Origin of the sequence: Natroniella acetigena, from assembly GCF_023227745.1 — a bacterium.
Classification (GTDB): Bacteria; Bacillota; Halanaerobiia; order Halobacteroidales; family Halobacteroidaceae; genus Natroniella; species Natroniella acetigena.
Genome location: NZ_JALKBX010000055.1, coordinates 1 through 18,563 on the forward strand (window position 1 = coordinate 1; position 18,563 = coordinate 18,563).

An 18,563-nucleotide genomic window follows, 5' to 3' on the forward strand; every position below is an offset into this window, starting at 1 on the left:
TTCAAAAATTGACCTAGGGGAAACTATACCCTAAAATTAAGTTCCAAATTTTTACTTGACATAGGACGTCTATATATCAATTCAGTTAATAAAAATTAAATCATTATCACATTTTGATTACTTTTTTTCTTTTACAATTTATGATATACTTAATCTAATAATGTAATCGCCTTATATTATTTAATGGTGACGCCAAAGATTTTTTAGAGAGTTTTAAAATAATAGTAATTAATGATCAGATAGTAAAATTATTATAAAATTATGAGGTGATAAGATGAGTAAGGAAAGGATATTAAGGGCTATCAATAAACTAGAAGGATTAGGTATTAGCTTGGAAGAAGCAATTAATAATCCTAAGTTAATGGAAGCTAAAAAATTATTAACTGAAGTTAATAAGGTACATAAGAATGTAATGATAGAAAATGATTTAGAGAATGTTGAAAAAGCAATGGCTAAAGATGAACTCAAAAGTAGAGTAATAATTGACTATGTTAAAGATGAGTTTGAAGGAATAGTATTTATAGGACGAAAGGATGTGCCTGTTGGTCCAAGAAGGAGTGACCAAGATTTGGCTTGTTGGTTTTTTAGAGGTTTCTGTACTTATCGAGAATTTAATGAGAAGTTTCTTGCAGCTTATCAGAAGTTTGTAAATAAGTATCAAGCCCTTAATTTCTGGGGAGAAGAAGAGTATGATTTATATTTGGAAGTGGTTGGAGGGCTGTTAGGGGATAAGTTATTGATTGATTATCCTACCCGAAAGTATTGGGATCAAAGGAGGGTTTTAGTTAGTTCATTTGGTTTTGATACTACTGGGAATATAATCTCTGGTAGTAAGATTAGACGTAATAATTACCAAAAATTCAAAAAAGATGTAGAGAAAATTAAGGAGCAAGGCGGGCCAACAACCTGGGAGGAAGCTAAAAAATTAAAGATTGAGCAAAATTTTAATAGTATTTGGCTTGGTGAATTTAATCAGTTTTATCAGGAATAGATATATATAATTGATAGTTGACAGTTTACAGTGAACAGTGAACAGTTTACAGTTGAAATTCAAAAACTTAAAAGATAAAATCCCTAAAAAGACTTGCAATTATGGATTTAGAGTGTTTTGGATTTTAATGGTTTTCTTCGGATTCCTTTTATTGTCAATAATATTAATAAAATAAGGAGTAATTTTTATGAAATTATCTAAAATAGTATTACGTGAAGTTGCGATGGAACTTAAGACTCCTTTTGTTACCAGTTCTGGCAAGGAGGATAAAAGAAATTTAATTATAGTTGAAGTTCATTCGGAGGATAAGGTAGGTTATGGAGAGGTTTCCGCACTGTCTGCTCCTTATTATACTGAGGAAACTGTCCAAACAGCGTGGTATGTTCTAGACAACTTTCTGATTCCGCTAGCTTTTAAAGAAGAATGGAGTAAACCAAAGCAGTTAGCTGAACTATTACAGCAAGTAAGACGCCACCATATGGCTAAGGCTGGACTGGAAGGTGCAATCTGGGATCTTTATGCTCGTGAGAATAAGAAATCTTTAGTTTCTTCAATCAATGGAATCCCAAGATCACTACCAGCTGGTGTCAGTGTTGGGATTTATCCTAATTTAGATCAACTGGTTGAGGTAGTTGGAGATTATCTGCAGCAAGGTTATCAGCGGATTAAGATCAAGATTAAACCTGGTTGGGATGAAGAGCCATTGCAAGCACTAAGGGAAGCGTATGGTAACTTTCCATTAATGGTAGATGCTAATGGGAGTTATAAATTAACTGATGCCAATCGGTTACGGAAATTAGATCGATTTGGATTAATGATGATTGAACAACCGTTGGCCCCTGATGATATTATTGATCATGCTAAATTACAGCAGGTTTTAGGTACTCCTATCTGTTTAGATGAAAGTATAGAAACTGCTGCTCAAGCACGGAAAGCTATAGAACTTGGCAGCTGTCAGATTATCAATATTAAGATTGCTAGGGTTGGCGGATTAAGTGAAGCTCTGTTGATTCATCAATTCTGTCAAGAGAGAGAAGTCCCTGTCTGGTGTGGGGGAATGCTTGAATCGGGTATTGGTCGTGCTCATGCATTAGCTTTATCGACTTTACCAGGTTTCAGTCTGCCAGGTGATATTTCAGCAACAGATAGATATTGGGAAGAAGATATCATTACTCCTGAAGTGACACTTTCTGAAGACGGTTATATCGAAGTGCCAACAGGAGCGGGATTAGGATTTAAGGTGAATCAGGATTTGCTGGAGGGTTATACAGTGAAGAAAGAGGAGTTTGTTAAGTAGAGATTAATTACAATAATGTGGCACTTTTGTGCCACATTATTGAGTTGACAGTGTACAGTGAACAGTTTACAGTTAAGATCAAAACCTTAAAAAATTAAGACCTCTGAAATGCCTTATGTTGGCAGGTTTAGAGTGATTTTGATTTAAGTTTTTAATGGTTTTAACTGTCAACCGTCAACCGTAAACTGTACACTGATATATAGTGGCATTTTGCCACTATATATCAATTAAGTTTCGCTTAAGGTTTGGACAATTATCCTTACACAGTTTGGATAAGATTACCAATAAACTTAAGATATAGCTCAATTTTTAGGCTTATCAACTACAAGTCTTAATTGCAATAATTTAATAATTATGATATGATAAATATGGTTATGAATCTGTATATTAGGCTATATTATAGCAATATTTTGAGAACTGGAAGATATATAATCTTATCAAGATAAATAATTACTAAGCTAAAGAGTAAAGATAAAGAAAGAGATGAGAATAATGTCTATGACTGATACAATTTTTGCTACAGATAAAAAACTATATCAATTGCTAAAAACTGGGGTTAATCGGGCTCGAAAAGAGCAGCGGAGCTTATTAGTCAGTCTTGATCGACAGTTACCAGCTTTCGATCCCCTTGCATACTTTGCAGTTGGACGTCAACTATTTGAGAAAACCCTTTTGTGGGGAAGACCTACTAGTGATTTTTGCTTAGTTGGTCTAGGAGCTAGTCGGACTGTCGCTGCTGAAGGTAGGGAGCGTTTTTCTGTCGTTAAAAAGGCTTGGTCTGAAATTTTAGAAGGAGCTATTATAGATAATTCTGCCTGCTTGAATGGTACAGGGCCACTCTTAATGGGTGGTTTTAATTTTACTCCTCAACAGCAGCTATCTGCTATTTGGGCCAACTATCCTGATGCTATGTTGGTACTACCAAGATTTCTTCTGACTATGTCGCAAGGGGAATATTGGCTGACTACAAATATTATGGTTGGGCCAAAGAGTAAGGTTGATGAGCTGATAAAAAAGGTAGAGCAGGAGTGGAATATGATTGAAAGAAAGGCTACTCAGAGGAGTTGGAGGAAGACCTTCAGTACTGAAATTAAGTTGCAGGAAGGTGAAGTAGAAAGTTGGAAGGCAACTGTAGAGCAGCTTACTCAAGATATAAAGGATGAACGGTTAGAAAAAGTTGTGTTGGCCCGACAAGTAGATGTCAAGGCTGAACAGTCTTTTTCAACTACCTGTATTCTTGATCGATTACGGAATAAATATCCGACCTGCTATATTTTTGCAGTTGGGCAAGGAGATGAATGCTTTCTGGGAGCTACCCCTGAACAGTTGGTTAAGTTTGAAGGTGATCAACTTCAAACAAGCTGTTTAGCTGGCTCTACTGCACGGGGAAGCTCAAAAAGGGAAGATCAACTGTTAGGTAATCAACTTCTTAATAGTGAGAAGAACCAGCATGAACACCTGATAGTACTGCGGAGTATACGTAACTCTTTGCAAAAAGTCTGTTTAGAAATTAATATCTCTGAAAAGCCAAAATTATTGAAATTAGACAATGTACAACATCTTCATACTCCGATAACTGGTCGGTTAAAGCCTGATTTTTCTCTATTTGATTTGGTTAAGGAATTACATCCTACTCCTGCTATAGGGGGACTACCAAAGAATATAGCTCTCGAACTTATTCGCAAGAGGGAAGGGATCGACCGTGGCTGGTATTCTGCTCCTGTTGGCTGGATCAATGCTACTGGGGATGGAGAATTTGTAGTAGCTATTCGTTCTGCTTTGGTGAAGGATGATAATGCCTATCTTTATGCTGGTTGTGGAATTGTAGCTGATTCAGAGCCAGAAGATGAATATCAAGAAACATGCTTAAAGTTACAACCGATTTTATCTGCATTAAAGGGGGAGCTTAATGAATTCACAGCAAATAACGAATGATTATCTAACAGCTTTTATTGATGAATTAATTAAAGCTGGATTAAAGCATGTCTGCTTATGTCCTGGATCAAGATCGACACCTTTAGCTATGATCTTAGCTAAAAAAGAACAAATTAAGATTTGGCGCCATATAGATGAACGTTCAGCAGCTTTTTTTGCTTTAGGCAGGGCCAAAATAACCCAAGAACCAGTGGCTTTAGTCTGTACTTCAGGAACTGCAGTAGCCAACTTCCTGCCAGCAGTTATTGAAGCGAACCATACTCGAGTTCCTTTATTACTGTTAACTGCTGATCGCCCCCCTGAGTTACAGAATATAGGGGCACCTCAAGCTATTGATCAGACGAATTTATATGGAACCCATGTTAAGTGGTCTGTTGAAATGGCCTTGCCTGAAGTGACAGAAGATATCTTGCACTATGTTCGTACCACAGCTGGACGAGCTGTTGCAACTGCTAAGGACTCTCCTGCTGGACCAGTTCATCTAAACTTTCCATTCCGTAAGCCATTAGTTCCTCTGGCTGGGGATAAAACTGAACAACCAAGCTCTCTTGGATGGAGCGGACGAAAGAATAATCAAGGTTATGTTACTGTTGCACAGGCACCGCGTAAGTTTGAACAAACTCAATTAGAAGAGTTGGCTTCTGATTGGGCTAAGGTAGAGCAAGGATTGATTATCTGTGGACCTCAGATTGGTAAAGAGCTATCAACTTCGGTTGTTGAACTGGCTGATCAGCTTAAATTTCCAATTCTAGCTGATCCTTTATCACAACTTCGTTGTGGTAGCCATAATCAGGAGCTTGTGATTGATAAATATGATGTTTTTTTGAGAAATGAAAAGTTTTGCGAATCCTATCAGCCTGAAGTTATCATTCGTTTTGGAGCGATGCCTACTTCTAAGGCCATCTTTCTCTATTTAAAGAAGCATCAGCAAGCTAAACAGATTGTGATTGATCAGGGAGCTGGGTGGCATGATCCTACTGCTCTAGCAGCTCAATTTCTCTATGTAGAGCCGAATTTATTCTGTTCAATGCTAGCAGAAGAGTTAAAAGGCAGTGATTATCCAACTGGAAGTACTGATTGGTCTGCAAGGTGGTTAAAAACTAGCAGAATTACTGAGCAAGCAATTGAAGAGCGACTTGGTGATTATGATGATCTCTTTGAAGGTCGAATCTTTACTGAACTAGCAGAAATACTTCCTGATAAAGCGACCCTTGTTGCTGGAAATAGTATGCCAGTTCGTGATTTGGATACCTTTTTTGCTAAGACAGATAAAGAGATTAAGCTGTTAGCTAATCGAGGTGCAAATGGAATAGATGGTGTTGTTTCTACTGCTTTAGGAGTAAGTACTACCACTGATGATCCAGTGCTACTTGTGATCGGTGATCTATCATTTTATCATGATCTTAATGGTCTATTAGCTGCTAAGCTTCATCAATTGGATCTATCGATAATTGTGGTCAATAATGATGGAGGAGGGATCTTCTCGTTCCTCCCTCAGGCAGAATATCCTGAATACTTTGAAGAGCTGTTTGGAACACCGATTGGGCTTGATTTTGAGCATGTTGTTCAGATGTATCAAGGGGATTTCGTCAAGGTAGATACTTGGTCAGCTTTTAATAGTGCTGTTGAACAGAGCATGATAGACGGTGGGTTGCAAGTTATCGAAATTCGTACTGACCGTCAGGTAAATGCAGCTAGACATCGTGAGATGTGGGAGGTAGTAACTGCTGCTTTGCAAAAAAATGATATAATCTAGTTGATAGTTGATAGTTGATAATTGATAATTGGTAATTAAAGATCAAGTTCTTAAAGATAACATAGTTAATTTGTTTACAATTGTTTCAAATTAAAGATTTATTATATAGTGTGTGGGTGAAAAATCATAAGTTCAAAGGTTTTTAAAGTTCTTGACTTTAACTGACACTCATTACTCACACTGACACAATAGATGCTGAAGACTGTTAGCTGATAGCTGACAGCTAAATAAATGAAAGGAAGTGTAAATCATGGAAGCAAAGTGGGAATCATTTGGAGATTACACAGATATTGTATATGAGAGATATCAAGGAATTGCTAGAATTACTATTGATCGACCGGAGGTTCGTAATGCTTTCCGACCAGAAACGGTGATGGAGTTGATGGATGCTTTTGCTCGAGCCAGAGAAGATCATGAAGTAGGTGTCATTATTTTGGCTGGTGCTGGAGAGAAAGCTTTCTGTGCCGGAGGAGATCAGAACGTAAAAGGTGAAGGAGGTTATGTTGGTGATGATGGGGTGCCTCGGTTAAATGTACTCGATTTACAACGTCAGATTAGAACTTTACCTAAGCCAGTTATTGCTGCTGTTTCAGGTTATGCTATTGGTGGTGGTCATGTATTACATTTAATCTGTGATCTTACAATTGCAGCAGATAATGCAGTCTTTGGACAGACTGGCCCTAAGGTTGGTAGTTTCGATGGTGGGTATGGAGCAACTTTGTTGGCCCGCACTGTAGGACATAAAAAAGCTAGAGAAATTTGGTATCTATGTCGCCAGTATTCAGCTGAGGAAGCTTTGGATATGGGGTTGGTTAATACTGTAGTACCACTTGAAGAGTTTGAAGCTGAAACGATTAAATGGGCCAACGAGATTCTAGAAAAGAGCCCAACTGCTCTCAGATTCCTTAAAGCTTCTTTCAATGCTGATACAGATGGATTGGCAGGTATTCAACAGCTTGCAGGAGATGCGACACTTCTTTATTACTTGACAGAAGAAGCTCAAGAAGGAAAGAAAGCCTTTCTAGAAAAGCGGAAACCTAACTTTGATCAATTCCCTCGCTTCCCTTAATAATATAGAACTATCGAAGCAGAAAGGAGAGGTACGTTATGGGAATTAATCAACAGATAGATGAAGTAACTAAAGTTCAAGCCTGGGTCATGGCAGCAAGATTACCGACATTACCAGCGGCAATAGTGCCAGTACTGGTAGGTACAACTGCTGCTGTGCGGTATGGTTATTTCAATCTGTCAGTAACTATAGTAACACTGTTAGTAACATTGTTGATTCAAATAGGAACAAATTTAACTAATGATTTATATGACTTTAAAAAAGGTAGTGATACTGAAGAACGTCTTGGTCCAACGAGGGTAACACAGACCGGTCTTCTTTCAATTAAAGAAGTTATTGCTGGAATCTGGATTACCTTTGGACTGGCTTTTTTAGCCAGTCTCTATCTAATCCAGATTGGTGGGTGGCCAATCCTTGTGATTGGTATAGTGAGTATCATTTCAGGTATTCTTTATACTGCTGGTCCATGGCCGCTAGGTTATCATGGGTTGGGAGATCTCTTTGTCTTTATCTTCTTTGGATTGGTTGCAGTAATGGGTACTTTTTATCTCCATACTGGTAGCATTAACTTATTCTCGCTTTATGTTTCTCTGCCAGTTGGCTTTTTAGTAACAAATATCATAGTTGTCAATAATCTACGGGATATTAAGACAGATCGGAAAGCAAATAAAAAGACTCTAGCTGTACGTTTAGGTCGGCAGAAGACCTGTATCCAATTTACAATCTTGATTGTAGGAGCTTATCTAATTCCAATCTTACTCTGGGTTAATGGAATGTTGGCTACTAATCTTTTCTGGCTTCCATTATTGACCTTGCCATGGGGTGGGCGTCTGGTTAGGAATGTTTTTCAAGTGAGTGGTACTGCACTTAATCTGACTTTGAAAGATACCGGTAAATTACATCTGATTTTTGGATTACTTTTTGCTATTAGTCTGCTGTAGATTAGAAAGGAGATAGTCATGAAAGATTGGCTCAGTAAACGCACTCATATTTCACCTGATAGAACTGCAGTAATTACTACACAAAGCCAATGGTCATTTTCAGAGCTTAATAATCAAGCTATAGAATTGGCCCAGCGGTTGGCCCATTGTGGAGTAAGTTCTGGTGAGCGGGTAGCTGTTTTAATGTATAATAGTTTAGATTTTGTTCGAGTGATCTATGCTTTGAATAAATTAGGAGCTATATTAGTTCCTTTGAACACTCGCTTAACCATTTCAGAGATAGACTTTCAACTACAAGATGTTGAAGCTTCATTACTAATCTATGATGAACAAACTGAAGAGTTAGCACTTGAATTAAACTTAAGAGATAAAGTAAAGATTACAGAATTGCCACAGAAGAAAGTAGAAATTTCATTACAAGAGCAGCATCAAGAATCTGATCTGCATAGTATTATTTATACTTCAGGTACAACTGGTAATCCTAAGGGAACTTTATTGACTTACGGAAATTATTGGTCGAGTGCTATGGGTTCTCTTCTGAATCTAGGTCTCTATGATGGCGATTGTTGGCTGGCTTGCTTACCCCTCTTTCATGTAGGAGGGCTTTCTATTTTAATCAGGAGTGTGATTTATGGTATTCCAATGATGCTCTATTCTTCTTTTGAGCCAGAGGTGATCAATCAGGCTATAGATGAAGGCACGGTAAGCCATATTTCACTGGTTAGTAATATGTTACTGCGAATGCTAAATCAACGTAATGATCGACCTTATCCTGAAACCCTCCGCTGTTTATTAGTAGGTGGTGGACCAGTATCTGAACAACTCTTAAAACGTTGTGCTCAAATAAAAGCACCTGTAGTTCAAACTTATGGTCTAACTGAAACTACTTCCCAAGTAGCTACCTTAGCTCCAGAAGAAGCCTTAAATAAATTAGGTTCAGCTGGAAAGCCACTATTTCCGACTGAACTCTATATTGCTGATCAAAAGGGCCAATCGGTAACTTCTGGTACAGTAGGGGAGATCGTAGTTAAAGGGCCAACCATTACGCAAGGCTACTTTAATAAACCGGAGGCAACAGCAGCTGCTATTCAAGATGGCTGGTTACAGACAGGTGATCTAGGCTACTTAGATGATAATGGTTATCTTTATGTTGTTGATCGGTTACATGATCTAATTATTAGTGGTGGTGAAAATATCTATCCTGCTGAAGTAGAGGATGTACTGACTAATTATCCAAATGTCGAAGCAGCTGGGGTTATTGGAGAATCCGATGAGCAGTGGGGTCAGGTACCAGTGGCATATGTTAAAGTTAAGGCGGAAGTTGATCAAGAAGAGCTAGTTACCTTCTGCCGAGAGTATTTAGCTGGTTATAAAGTACCAAAATCTATCTATTTTGTTACAGAATTGCCTCGAAATGCGACAGGTAAGTTGATGCGACGGAAACTAACAGAGCTGACTATAATAAATAATTAAAATAGGAGTTAAAAATGAAAAATTATAATTCAGTTAAACCTTTATTTTATCGAGATTTAAATAAATCAGAAGAAAATGTATTAGTTTTAATTCATGGTGGCTTTAGTAATGGTTATCTGACTTGGAAGAGGCAGATAGATACTCTTGCTGAAGACTATCGGTTAATTATCTGTGATCGGAGAGGGCATGGGAAGAGTCCCCAACAACCACAACCATATACTATTGCTCAGGATGCACAGGATATTATAACTATTTTAAATGAAGCAGGGGTAGATTCTTTTCATCTTATTGGTCATTCCTATGGAGGGCTGGTAGCTATTGAACTTGCTAACAATCTAGCAGATCAGATTTTGACTCTACATTTATTAGAGCCTCCGTATTTGAGCTTACTTCCTAATGACCCTGATGTAAGTTCATTAAACAAGAAAATAAAATCTCTCTTCCAGCAAGGTTCTGAGTTGGGGGTTGAGGGGGTAGCTGAAGGATTCTTTATGACAATTATCGGTGCTCAAGCTGTCAAGCAGTTACAGGACTCACCAGCTTGGCAGAAGATAATCAATGAGACAGAGCGTTTACTTGCTGAAAAATATTCAGGAGAATATCCAGCAGACAGAATTAAAAACTTATCTCTGCCTGCTTATATTTATACTGGTGGGAGGAGCCATCCAGGATTGCGTAAGATTGCTTATGAGATTGCTAAGAAGTTATCAACTGCTAAGTTGATCGATCTTTCTGAGGCGACTCATGATCTACCACGAACTCAGCCACAGTTTGACGAGGCTTTGTTGGCTAATATTGAGGAATAAAGTGTCAATGCCAGTGATTTGTGTCAGTAAAAAAGCAAGGTTTAAGACTCTATGAAGGGTTAAAGGGTTTGATTTTGACAGACTACAGACACTGACACAGAATACTGCCATTACATATTTAACCTCAACTTTAAACTTAACCTAAAGTTGTCTAAAGACAACTTTGTTCTTTGACAGGAGGAAAGTATGAATCTTTTTTTAGGAATTATGATAGTGATCTTATGTATTACTAGCTTGATAGGAGTTATTGTACCTTTGGTCCCAGATACTATCTTATTATGGGTTGCTTTCTTTCTAGGTAGATTTTTTGAGCCGCCGGTAAGTATACCTGCTAGTTTCTGGATTGTAATGTTACTAATGACTATAGTAATGTTGAGTTCAGATTTTATTGTTAATAGCTTTTTTATCAAGAAGCAGGGTGGGACGAAGTGGACAATATTAGCTGGGGCTATAGGTCTCTTTGTTGGCCCTTTGACTTTAGGACCAATAGGGATTATAGCTGGTCCTTTTGTGATAGTTTTTATGGTAACTTTCTTTGTAGAGCAGATTGGTGGGAGATTGGCCCTAAAAAGGGCACTGGGTACGATAATTGCTTTTTTTAGCAGTAGCATTATAAAGATTGGATTGCAGTTAGTAATAATCAGTTGGTATCTTTATTTTGTTGTTCGTTAGAGAAGGTTTGTTGGCTAGTTTTTTTATTTTTGAGTTTATTAAGTAAAGAATTAACTTTTTTTAAAATTAACTAGTACAACGTGTAACTTAAAGTTTATGTGATTTTTGAACAAGAAATTAAGCAAACTGGAGGTTGAAGACTGATTGTCGTTATATGTTTGAATTTAGACTTTGAACAGCATTTGTTTAATTATTTAAAGGAATAAACCATTAAACCAAGAATATAGTATTAACTCCCCTCTTTAATTTAAATTTTAGTAGTTGAGTAGGGAGAATAAATGGAGAAAGGGATTGAGAGTATGAAAGAAAAACTAGTAATTCCTAGTTGTTTTGGAGTGGCATTTGTTTGGTTTACTACCCATTTTGGAGGTGGATTTGCTTCGGGTAGGCAGGTAGCTGAATTTTATGTGACCTATGGTTGGTTCGCTATCTTTATGCCGATTATAGCGATGGCAATTAATGGGTTAGTTTTTTATTATGCTTGGGATTTTAGTGTTAAACATCAGGTTTTTGATTATAAAAGTTGGACTGATAAATTTTATAGTCCTTATCAAAAGATTTTTTCTAATTTATATGAGTTAGTTTTTGTGATTACGATGTTTGTAGCAACTGCTGTTGGTTTTGCAACAGGAGGGGAGATTATAGAAGAGGCATTGGGTACACCTTATATAATTAATACTCTTATGATTGCTGTTATTATATTTTTATTGACTATTTTTGGAGCTAAGTTAATACGTAAGGTAGCTACTATTGTAGCAATAGCTTTGATTATTGGAGTAGGAATTATTTACGGTACTAATGCTGTGGTTAGTTTTCCAGCTGTTATGGATTTAGTTGCTAGTCAAAGAACAGAGACAAGCTTTTTAGCAGCAGCATGGAGAATGCTTTTATATGCCAGCTTTCAAGCTTTAGCAGTTGGAGCATACGTGGCAGTAGCTGATGCTTTAAATGATGGAGAAGATGTTAAGAAAGCAGGAATGATAGGTTTTGCTATTAATGCTATATTACTAACTTTAGCAAGTATAACTGTGTTGGCCCACTATCCTGAGGTACTTGATATTCCAGTACCGACAATTTATGTAGTTAGAGAAGGAGTAGGCGGGGCTTTTGCAGAAGGATTGATTTCGGTTTTAATTTTATTTGGAGCAGTCTCTACTGGGGTTAATTTTGTTTTTGGTGGAGTTAAAAGGATTGTTGCTTGGTGGCCTGGAGAGGTTGAAGAGCAAAAAGAACGGAAGAGAGCGATTATTGCTTCATTAATCTTTGTTATTTTGACTTGGTGTATAGCATTATTTGGTTTGATCCCACTTGTGGCTAGAGGTTATGATTTGTTAGGGATTTTAGGGATACCTATGATTATAATTCCTGTCTTATATAAATTATTGTTATCGAAAGATGCCGAATCTACTTTAGCTAAAGATGAGAATATTTAATGATTACTGTTAATTAAGAAGGAGGATAATACTTTGAAGATTATTGTACTAATTAAACAAGTTCCTGAAATGGAACGGGTCAAATTTGATACAACAAGAGGGGTAATTAATCGTAAATCAGCTGGAGTTGAGATTAATCCTTTTGACTTGAATGCACTAGAGGCAGCACTGCAAATTAAAGAAGAGTTTGCTGCAGAAGTAATTGCTTTAAGTATGGGGCCAACTCGGGCTGAAGGAGTTATCAAAGAAGCGATAGCCAGAGGGGCTGATGATGGAATTTTATTGACAGATAGAAAGTTTTCTGGTGCAGATACACGGGCAACTGCATACTTATTAGCTAGTGCGATTGATAAGATTGGAAATGTTGATTTAGTGATAGCAGGGGAGATGACTGTAGATGGAGATACTGCTCAAGTTGGCCCGCAGACTGCTGAATATTTAGGGTTGGCCCATATAGCTTATGTAACAAAATTAGAGGAGATAACAGAAGATTATTTAACGGTAGTTGCTCCGACTTGGGATGGTAATTACTCAAAAAAGATTAATTATCCAGGTCTAATAACAGTGACCAAAGATTTAAATACCCCTCGGTTACCTTTATTGAAGCGAAAGTTGGAGGTTAGAGAAGCAGAAGTTGAAAAATGGGGGATTGCTGATTTCGAAACTGAGTTAGACCCTCAAGATGTAGGCCTAAAAGGTTCTTGTACTCGAGTAAGAAAGATTGAAGTTCCTTCTCCAGTTGAACGAGAGGGTAAGATGTGGACAGGAGATCAATTAAGAGAGGCGATAACAGAAGTAGCTCAAATCTGCCAGGAAAAAGATAGGATGGGAGAATGATAATATGACTGAAAAAGAGTATAATGGGATCTTTGTTTTTGCTGAACAGAGAGGTGGAGAGATCCATCATGTTAGTTATGAATTATTAAATAAAGCAGAGGAGTTGGCTGCTGAGCTAAATTGTCCTATTTTTGCTGCTTTGCTAGGGCCAACAGGGATTAAAGCAGAAGAGTTGATCTATCGGGGAGCTAATAAAGTTTATTATCTAGAAGATCAAGCTTTTGGACAACCTGATGAATTATTTTATAAGGAAAACTTAGTTGATTTAATAGATGAGTTAAAGCCAGAGATTATCTTAGTTGGAGCAACCAATTTTGGACGTTCTTTAGCACCTCGAGTCGCTGCAGCCTTAGATACAGGATTGACTGCTGATTGTACTGAGCTTAGGGTTGATCAAGCAGGAAAGTTGTTACAGATTAGACCTGCTTTCAGTGAGAATATATTGGCCCAGATAGAGACAGTGACTTATCCTCAAATGGCTACAGTTAGATATAAAGAGTTTGTAGAACGGAAGCGTGATGGGACTTTAGAAGGGGAGATTATCAAAAAGAGACCGACTAAAGTCCAAGATCAGAGTGTAGAAATTTTAGAGTTACTAGAGCAACAGGAGATTAATATTGCAGAAGCGGAAGTAGTTGTAGCAGGAGGGAAAGGGATTAAAAAGGCGGCTGGTTTTGAATTGTTACAGAGATTAGCTACTGAGTTAGGAGGAGTAATTGGTGCTTCACGGGATATTATTGATGTGGGTTATCTTTCTAAAGAATACCAGATCGGTTATAGTGGCTATCGGATAGCTCCTAAAATATATATTGCTTGTGGTATTTCAGGTGCTCCTCAGCATGTTGCAGGAATTAAAGAAGCAGATAAGATAATAGCTATCAATACAGATCCATCTGCTCCGATCTTTGAAGTTGCTGATTATGGAATTGTAGGGGATCTGTATCAAGTGATTCCAAGGTTGATTGAGGAGGTAGAAGAAGATGAAAGAAGAGATAATTAAAAAGTTAGAAGAGATAGTTGGCCCTAATTGGGTAGATACTGACTCTGAGCGGGTTATAAGCTATAGTAGAGAACAGACCAATAATGCCTATGATCTAGTAACTCCTCAACCAGTTGAGGGTAGTGTGATAGTAAAGCCAGCAGGAGCTCAAGAGATAGCTGAAGTTCTTAAATATGCTAATCAAGAGTTGATTAAGGTAATACCTAAAGGAGCAGGGACAGGTCTTTCTGCTAATGCAATTCCTACTGAACCTAGTATAATTCTTTCAGTGGAGAGGTTAAATAGTATCCTTGAGGTAGATGAAGAGAATTTAATGGTTAGTTGTGAGACCGCTGTAACCTTAGGTGATTTAATTGAAGAATTAAAGAAGAATGATAAACTTTATTTTCCTCTCCACCCAGGAGATGAAGGGGCACAGATTGGTGGTATGGTTGCCATGAATGCTGGAGGAGTTAGGGCTGTTAAGCATGGTATAATGCGCGATCAAGTCAAAGGTTTAGAAGCTGTCCTTCCTACAGGAGAAATAGTCAGTTTTGGTGGTAAGTTTGGTAAGTTGCTTAAAAATAATGCAGGTTATGATTTGATGCAGTTGCTGATTGGAAGTGAAGGAACCTTAGGGGTTATCACTAAAGTGGTTTTGAAGCTTTATCCAGAACCTAAAGCGACTGGAACTTTGATTATTCCTTATCAAAAACGGCGTAATGCTTTCCAAACAGTTCCTAAAATATTGCAAGAAGGGATCATCCCGATGGCTATTGAATATATGGAGAAAGAAGAGATTGAAGATGCTGCACAAGGTATAGGTAAAGAGTGGCCAAGCAAAGAAGGCGACTCTTATTTGATGGTGATTCTTGCTGAAGATAAAGAGGATACTCTGTATGATAAAGCAAAGGTAATTGGAGAGATTTGTGAAGAAGTAGGAGCAGGGGAGATTTTAATTGCTGAGACCAATGCAGAACAGCAGAATATTTTAGAGATTCGTAGTCATGTCTTACCTGCAATTGCAGATAAGATTGTTGACAGTCCGGATGTTACTGTACCACGTAGTAAACTTGCTGAGTATTTAGATCAACTTGATCAATTAGCTGAAAAGTATAATACCAAGATTCCTGTAATTGCCCATGCGGGAGATGGTAATCTTCATCCGATTATTTTAAAGGAAGAAGGAGAAGTTCCTAGTTATTATGATCAGCTGAAGGAAGAAATTTATCAAATAGCTGTTGAACTTGGAGGAACAGTTACTGGGGAGCATGGGGTTGGAATGTTACGCTTGAAATTTTTACCCTTACAACTCAGTCAAGCAGAGCAACAAATAATGTGGAAGATCAAAGAAGCTTTTGATCCCAATGAAATTTTAAATCCAGGTAAAGCAGTGGTTAAAGTTTTGAATTAATTTTAAAGTATAGATTAAAAGCCCCCTTTCTTAAGCTTAAGAAAGGGGGCTTTTTGCTGGTGGTCTATTAGGTAAGGTTATTTCAACATTGAATTTGACTCCTTTCAATTGCTTATCCTCCGAGAGTAATATCTTGTTGATCATACCAGTTAAGTGCTTGATAGAAGTGTTCTTCTTTAAAGTCGGGCCAATACTCCTCAACAACATAAAAATCGGAATAAACAGATTGAGCTGGTAAAAAGCCACTCAGTCTTCGTCTATTGCCCCAGCGAATAATCAGATCGATTCGAGAGATATCTTTTGATTGTAAGGAGCCAATTATCCCTTGTTTAGATCTTGTTTCATTTTGATTTAGATTACTTAGATCCCAATGCCAACCGTAATTGACAAGGAAATTGACTTTAATCTGTCCTTCTTCTGTAGTTGTTCGTGTTGTATATGGTAATAACTCTTCAGGAAACATAGGAGATTCTGTATTACCAACTACTAAGATTGAAGCTTCTTCTTGGGCAATAATTTTAACAGCTTCGATACATGCTTTAGTAAAGGCTTGAGTTTGAACAGCACGCCTTTTGGTATTATCTACTGTAAAACCATAAAAGGTTAATTCTTTGATCCCCATTTCTTGGCAGAGTTTAAATACTTCTAAGCCGGGTTTGAGTCCATGGGCATAACCTTCTTCTTTACCTAACCCTCTAGCTTGGGCCCATCTTCTATTACCATCAGGAATGATTCCTATATGTTCTGGAATTCTCATTTAAGCTCCTCCTTTACCATAATCTAGGTTTAGTATTGGGATTAGTAAGGAGGATTATTCTTTAAAATATTTCAAATTTTACTTATTTTGAGTTGGATCTAAAATTATAAGATCCAAGCCAACTTGGGTAAGCATATTTATATAATCAGTTTCGAGCTTAATTGAATCTGTTTCAGTATGACTAATTTTGAGAGCAGTTAATAAATTTAAATTTTCTTTGATTGATTTAATTGCTGTTAAAATTTGTTGAACTGAATTTTGTTTAGGACTAATTTTAATATTAGGTAAGTCAACTATAATTTCTTCTTTTTGCAATCCAAATTCTGTAAGTAGCTTAAGGTTGTTTTCTATAGTAACCATTATTTTTTCTACAGTAATAGGTGGAGCTTCTATTAAAGTTGGGACTAAAGTAGTTGCTCCATACTTCCTAACTAAAGTTAATATTCTTTCTAGTTTTTCTTGTTTAGGGTTGACTAGTTGAACCACTGGTTTACCTACTATTGATTGTAAAGCAATTTCTAACAGTTCTGGTTTTTCTAATTTAAGGGCCAACGGCAGTCTAGTTCTTATTTGGACAGTATTAATTATTTTTTTAATCTGTTCTGGCTCAGTCAAATTAGAGAGGTTGCAGCTGATAATATCTGCACCTGCCTGCTCTTGAGTAGTAGTTGCTTGATCGAGCAGTTTAGTCTTATTGTTCTCTAATTCGGCTGCTAAATCTGTTGGTTTAGTAGAATCAATTTTATCTCCAATGATGATCGGTTTTTCTTGACTAAGGCTCAACTGTTGGGTGCGGCTAGCTAATTTTGTTCCTGTTTGTTCAGGTTTTGATTTAGGCTTGAGATCTTTAATCTCTCTTCTTAACAAGCTGATATAATCTGGATTTGAGCCACAACAGCCCCCAATAATATTTGCTCCTGCTGCAACAAATTCTGTCCCATAGCTGGCCATCTCTTCAGCCTCCATAGGGAAGATAGTTTGATTATTTTCATCTAGAATTGGTAATCCAGCATTTGGTTGGACTGCCAAGTAGCTAGCTGTCTGTTGGTCCATTATGTGGATGATCTTGGTTAACTCTGCTGGGCCAAGGCCACAGTTGGCCCCGATTATATCTGCTCCAGCTGCTTGTAAAACGGTAATAGCAGTTGCAGGATCGGTACCGGTCACTGTCCGTTGGCCCGTTTCATAAGTCAAGTTACAGATGACAGGTAAGGATGTATTTTCTTTAACCGCAATCAGTGCTGCTTTGGCCTCTTGTAAATCGATCATCGTTTCGATATTAACTAGATCTACTCCAGCTGCTGCTAAAATTTCAGCCTGTTGAGCAAAGACTTGATAAGCTTCTTCAAATGATAGAGCACCCATCGGCTCGAACAATTTACCAGTAGGGCCAATTGAAGCTGAGATGAGTGTATTCTCAGTTGCAGCTTCTTGAGCTAATTTGACGGCTGTAGTATTGATCGCTTCTAGTTCTTCGCTCAGACCATACTTTGCTAGCTTAATACTGTTGGCCCCAAAGGTATTGGTCTGGATAATATCGCTCCCAGCTTCTACATAACTAGCATGAATCTCCTTTAATATCTGCGGATAGGTTAGATTCAAATTTTCTGGGCAATTTCCAACCTCTAAACCCTTATTTTGTAATTCTGTCCCCATTGCTCCATCCAAGATTAATATTTCTTCCTTTAATCTGTTTAATAGTTGACTCATGATTTATCTGCTCCCTTTAAAGATTAATTAAGTTTTAATGTTTATTTTTGGTCCTTTTTCTTTACTAGTTACTAACAACTAATAACATTACAAAAAAGATGATATTTTTACATGGTATGTAATGAAAAAATCTCTTCTTAAGAGAAGAGATGGTGGATTAATCATAGTCCCTTCTCTCATCTTCCAGAAAATTGACTTCTGTAGGAATTAGCACCACTGTAGCAATATGCTACTGGTTGCCGGGTTTCATCGGGCCAGTCCCTCCACCACTCCGAATAAGAGATGAATCTTTATTTGGTTATTTTAAATAATTATAACACTACCTTTAGAAAATGTCAAAGAGAAAATCAAAAGTTGTCCTATCTGTTAACTATAGATTGATTATACTAGTTTTAGTTACTTGTAAAGTGAAACTTTATTACAATTATGTGTCACAAAGTGACACATAATTGAGTTGACAGTGTACAGTGAACAGTTTACAGTTAAGATCAAA

At 37.3% G+C, this 18,563-nt stretch carries 15 protein-coding genes and 1 riboswitch; of the genes, 13 read left to right on the forward strand and 2 right to left on the reverse strand.

Features of this window, described 5'->3' with window-relative positions:
- The first annotated feature begins 274 nt into the window (after window positions 1–274).
- From MWH25_RS10550 to MWH25_RS10610, 13 genes are all read left to right on the forward strand, one after another.
- The gene (locus MWH25_RS10550; protein WP_248627614.1) at window positions 275–991 is read left to right on the forward strand and encodes a hypothetical protein; all 717 of its coding nucleotides are present in this window, start codon (window positions 275–277) and stop codon (window positions 989–991) included.
- Window positions 992–1,178: 187 nt separating this feature from the next.
- Entirely contained in the window at window positions 1,179–2,288 is a 1,110-nt protein-coding gene (gene menC / locus MWH25_RS10555) for an o-succinylbenzoate synthase (RefSeq protein ID WP_248627615.1), read from the forward strand.
- A gap of 498 nt (window positions 2,289–2,786) precedes the next feature.
- Window positions 2,787–4,223, forward strand: a complete 1,437-nt coding sequence (locus tag MWH25_RS10560) for an isochorismate synthase (RefSeq protein WP_248627616.1) — start codon at window positions 2,787–2,789, stop codon at window positions 4,221–4,223.
- Entirely contained in the window at window positions 4,198–5,979 is a 1,782-nt protein-coding gene (menD, locus tag MWH25_RS10565) for a 2-succinyl-5-enolpyruvyl-6-hydroxy-3-cyclohexene-1-carboxylic-acid synthase (RefSeq protein WP_248627617.1), read from the forward strand. Before MWH25_RS10560 ends, menD begins: the two co-directional genes overlap by 26 nt.
- Before the next feature lie 250 nt (window positions 5,980–6,229).
- Window positions 6,230–7,048: a 1,4-dihydroxy-2-naphthoyl-CoA synthase gene (gene menB, locus MWH25_RS10570; protein WP_248627618.1), complete on the forward strand. Its 819-nt coding sequence runs from the start codon at window positions 6,230–6,232 to the stop codon at window positions 7,046–7,048.
- Window positions 7,049–7,086: 38 nt separating this feature from the next.
- Window positions 7,087–7,989: a 1,4-dihydroxy-2-naphthoate polyprenyltransferase gene (locus tag MWH25_RS10575; protein WP_248627619.1), complete on the forward strand. Its 903-nt coding sequence runs from the start codon at window positions 7,087–7,089 to the stop codon at window positions 7,987–7,989.
- Between the two features lie 18 nt (window positions 7,990–8,007).
- The gene (locus tag MWH25_RS10580; RefSeq protein WP_248627620.1) at window positions 8,008–9,462 is read left to right on the forward strand and encodes an o-succinylbenzoate--CoA ligase; all 1,455 of its coding nucleotides are present in this window, start codon (window positions 8,008–8,010) and stop codon (window positions 9,460–9,462) included.
- A gap of 14 nt (window positions 9,463–9,476) precedes the next feature.
- Window positions 9,477–10,268, forward strand: a complete 792-nt coding sequence (locus MWH25_RS10585; RefSeq protein ID WP_248627621.1) for an alpha/beta fold hydrolase — start codon at window positions 9,477–9,479, stop codon at window positions 10,266–10,268.
- Window positions 10,269–10,454: 186 nt separating this feature from the next.
- Window positions 10,455–10,940: a DUF456 domain-containing protein gene (locus MWH25_RS10590; RefSeq protein ID WP_248627622.1), complete on the forward strand. Its 486-nt coding sequence runs from the start codon at window positions 10,455–10,457 to the stop codon at window positions 10,938–10,940.
- Window positions 10,941–11,218: 278 nt separating this feature from the next.
- Window positions 11,219–12,373, forward strand: coding sequence for a YkvI family membrane protein (locus MWH25_RS10595; protein WP_248627623.1), 1,155 nt, complete (start codon window positions 11,219–11,221; stop codon window positions 12,371–12,373).
- A gap of 33 nt (window positions 12,374–12,406) precedes the next feature.
- Entirely contained in the window at window positions 12,407–13,210 is an 804-nt protein-coding gene (locus MWH25_RS10600; protein ID WP_248627624.1) for an electron transfer flavoprotein subunit beta/FixA family protein, read from the forward strand.
- Window positions 13,211–13,214: 4 nt separating this feature from the next.
- Window positions 13,215–14,210 carry an electron transfer flavoprotein subunit alpha/FixB family protein gene (locus tag MWH25_RS10605; protein WP_248627625.1) on the forward strand — a complete coding sequence of 332 codons (996 nt, stop codon included), beginning with the start codon at window positions 13,215–13,217 and terminating at the stop codon, window positions 14,208–14,210.
- Window positions 14,191–15,603, forward strand: coding sequence for an FAD-binding oxidoreductase (locus MWH25_RS10610; RefSeq protein ID WP_248627626.1), 1,413 nt, complete (start codon window positions 14,191–14,193; stop codon window positions 15,601–15,603). Before MWH25_RS10605 ends, MWH25_RS10610 begins: the two co-directional genes overlap by 20 nt.
- A gap of 112 nt (window positions 15,604–15,715) precedes the next feature.
- On the opposite strand, the gene MWH25_RS10615 is transcribed toward MWH25_RS10610, so the two are convergent.
- Both MWH25_RS10615 and MWH25_RS10620 read right to left on the reverse strand, forming a co-directional pair.
- The gene (locus MWH25_RS10615; protein WP_248627627.1) at window positions 15,716–16,360 is read right to left on the reverse strand and encodes an undecaprenyl diphosphate synthase family protein; all 645 of its coding nucleotides are present in this window, start codon (window positions 16,358–16,360) and stop codon (window positions 15,716–15,718) included.
- Between the two features lie 78 nt (window positions 16,361–16,438).
- A complete protein-coding gene (locus MWH25_RS10620; protein ID WP_248627628.1) occupies window positions 16,439–18,070 on the reverse strand; it encodes a homocysteine S-methyltransferase family protein in 1,632 nt (543 codons plus the stop codon).
- A gap of 173 nt (window positions 18,071–18,243) precedes the next feature.
- Window positions 18,244–18,352, reverse strand: a riboswitch (SAM riboswitch).
- Window positions 18,353–18,563: the final 211 nt, after the last annotated feature.

Bases quoted from the DNA above. Each gene is read 5' to 3' on its own strand.
- menD (WP_248627617.1), top strand. From the start codon at position 4,198: ATGAATTCACAGCAAATAACGAATGATTATCTAACAGCTTTTATTGAT.
- MWH25_RS10560 (WP_248627616.1), top strand. From the start codon at position 2,787: ATGACTGATACAATTTTTGCTACAGATAAAAAACTATATCAATTGCTA.
- MWH25_RS10550 (WP_248627614.1), top strand. From the start codon at position 275: ATGAGTAAGGAAAGGATATTAAGGGCTATCAATAAACTAGAAGGATTA.
- MWH25_RS10575 (WP_248627619.1), top strand. From the start codon at position 7,087: ATGGGAATTAATCAACAGATAGATGAAGTAACTAAAGTTCAAGCCTGG.
- MWH25_RS10580 (WP_248627620.1), top strand. From the start codon at position 8,008: ATGAAAGATTGGCTCAGTAAACGCACTCATATTTCACCTGATAGAACT.
- menC (WP_248627615.1), top strand. From the start codon at position 1,179: ATGAAATTATCTAAAATAGTATTACGTGAAGTTGCGATGGAACTTAAG.
- MWH25_RS10590 (WP_248627622.1), top strand. From the start codon at position 10,455: ATGAATCTTTTTTTAGGAATTATGATAGTGATCTTATGTATTACTAGC.
- MWH25_RS10610 (WP_248627626.1), top strand. From the start codon at position 14,191: ATGAAAGAAGAGATAATTAAAAAGTTAGAAGAGATAGTTGGCCCTAAT.
- MWH25_RS10620 (WP_248627628.1), bottom strand. From the start codon at position 18,070: ATGAGTCAACTATTAAACAGATTAAAGGAAGAAATATTAATCTTGGAT.
- MWH25_RS10615 (WP_248627627.1), bottom strand. From the start codon at position 16,360: ATGAGAATTCCAGAACATATAGGAATCATTCCTGATGGTAATAGAAGA.
- menB (WP_248627618.1), top strand. From the start codon at position 6,230: ATGGAAGCAAAGTGGGAATCATTTGGAGATTACACAGATATTGTATAT.
- MWH25_RS10585 (WP_248627621.1), top strand. From the start codon at position 9,477: ATGAAAAATTATAATTCAGTTAAACCTTTATTTTATCGAGATTTAAAT.
- MWH25_RS10605 (WP_248627625.1), top strand. From the start codon at position 13,215: ATGACTGAAAAAGAGTATAATGGGATCTTTGTTTTTGCTGAACAGAGA.
- MWH25_RS10595 (WP_248627623.1), top strand. From the start codon at position 11,219: ATGGAGAAAGGGATTGAGAGTATGAAAGAAAAACTAGTAATTCCTAGT.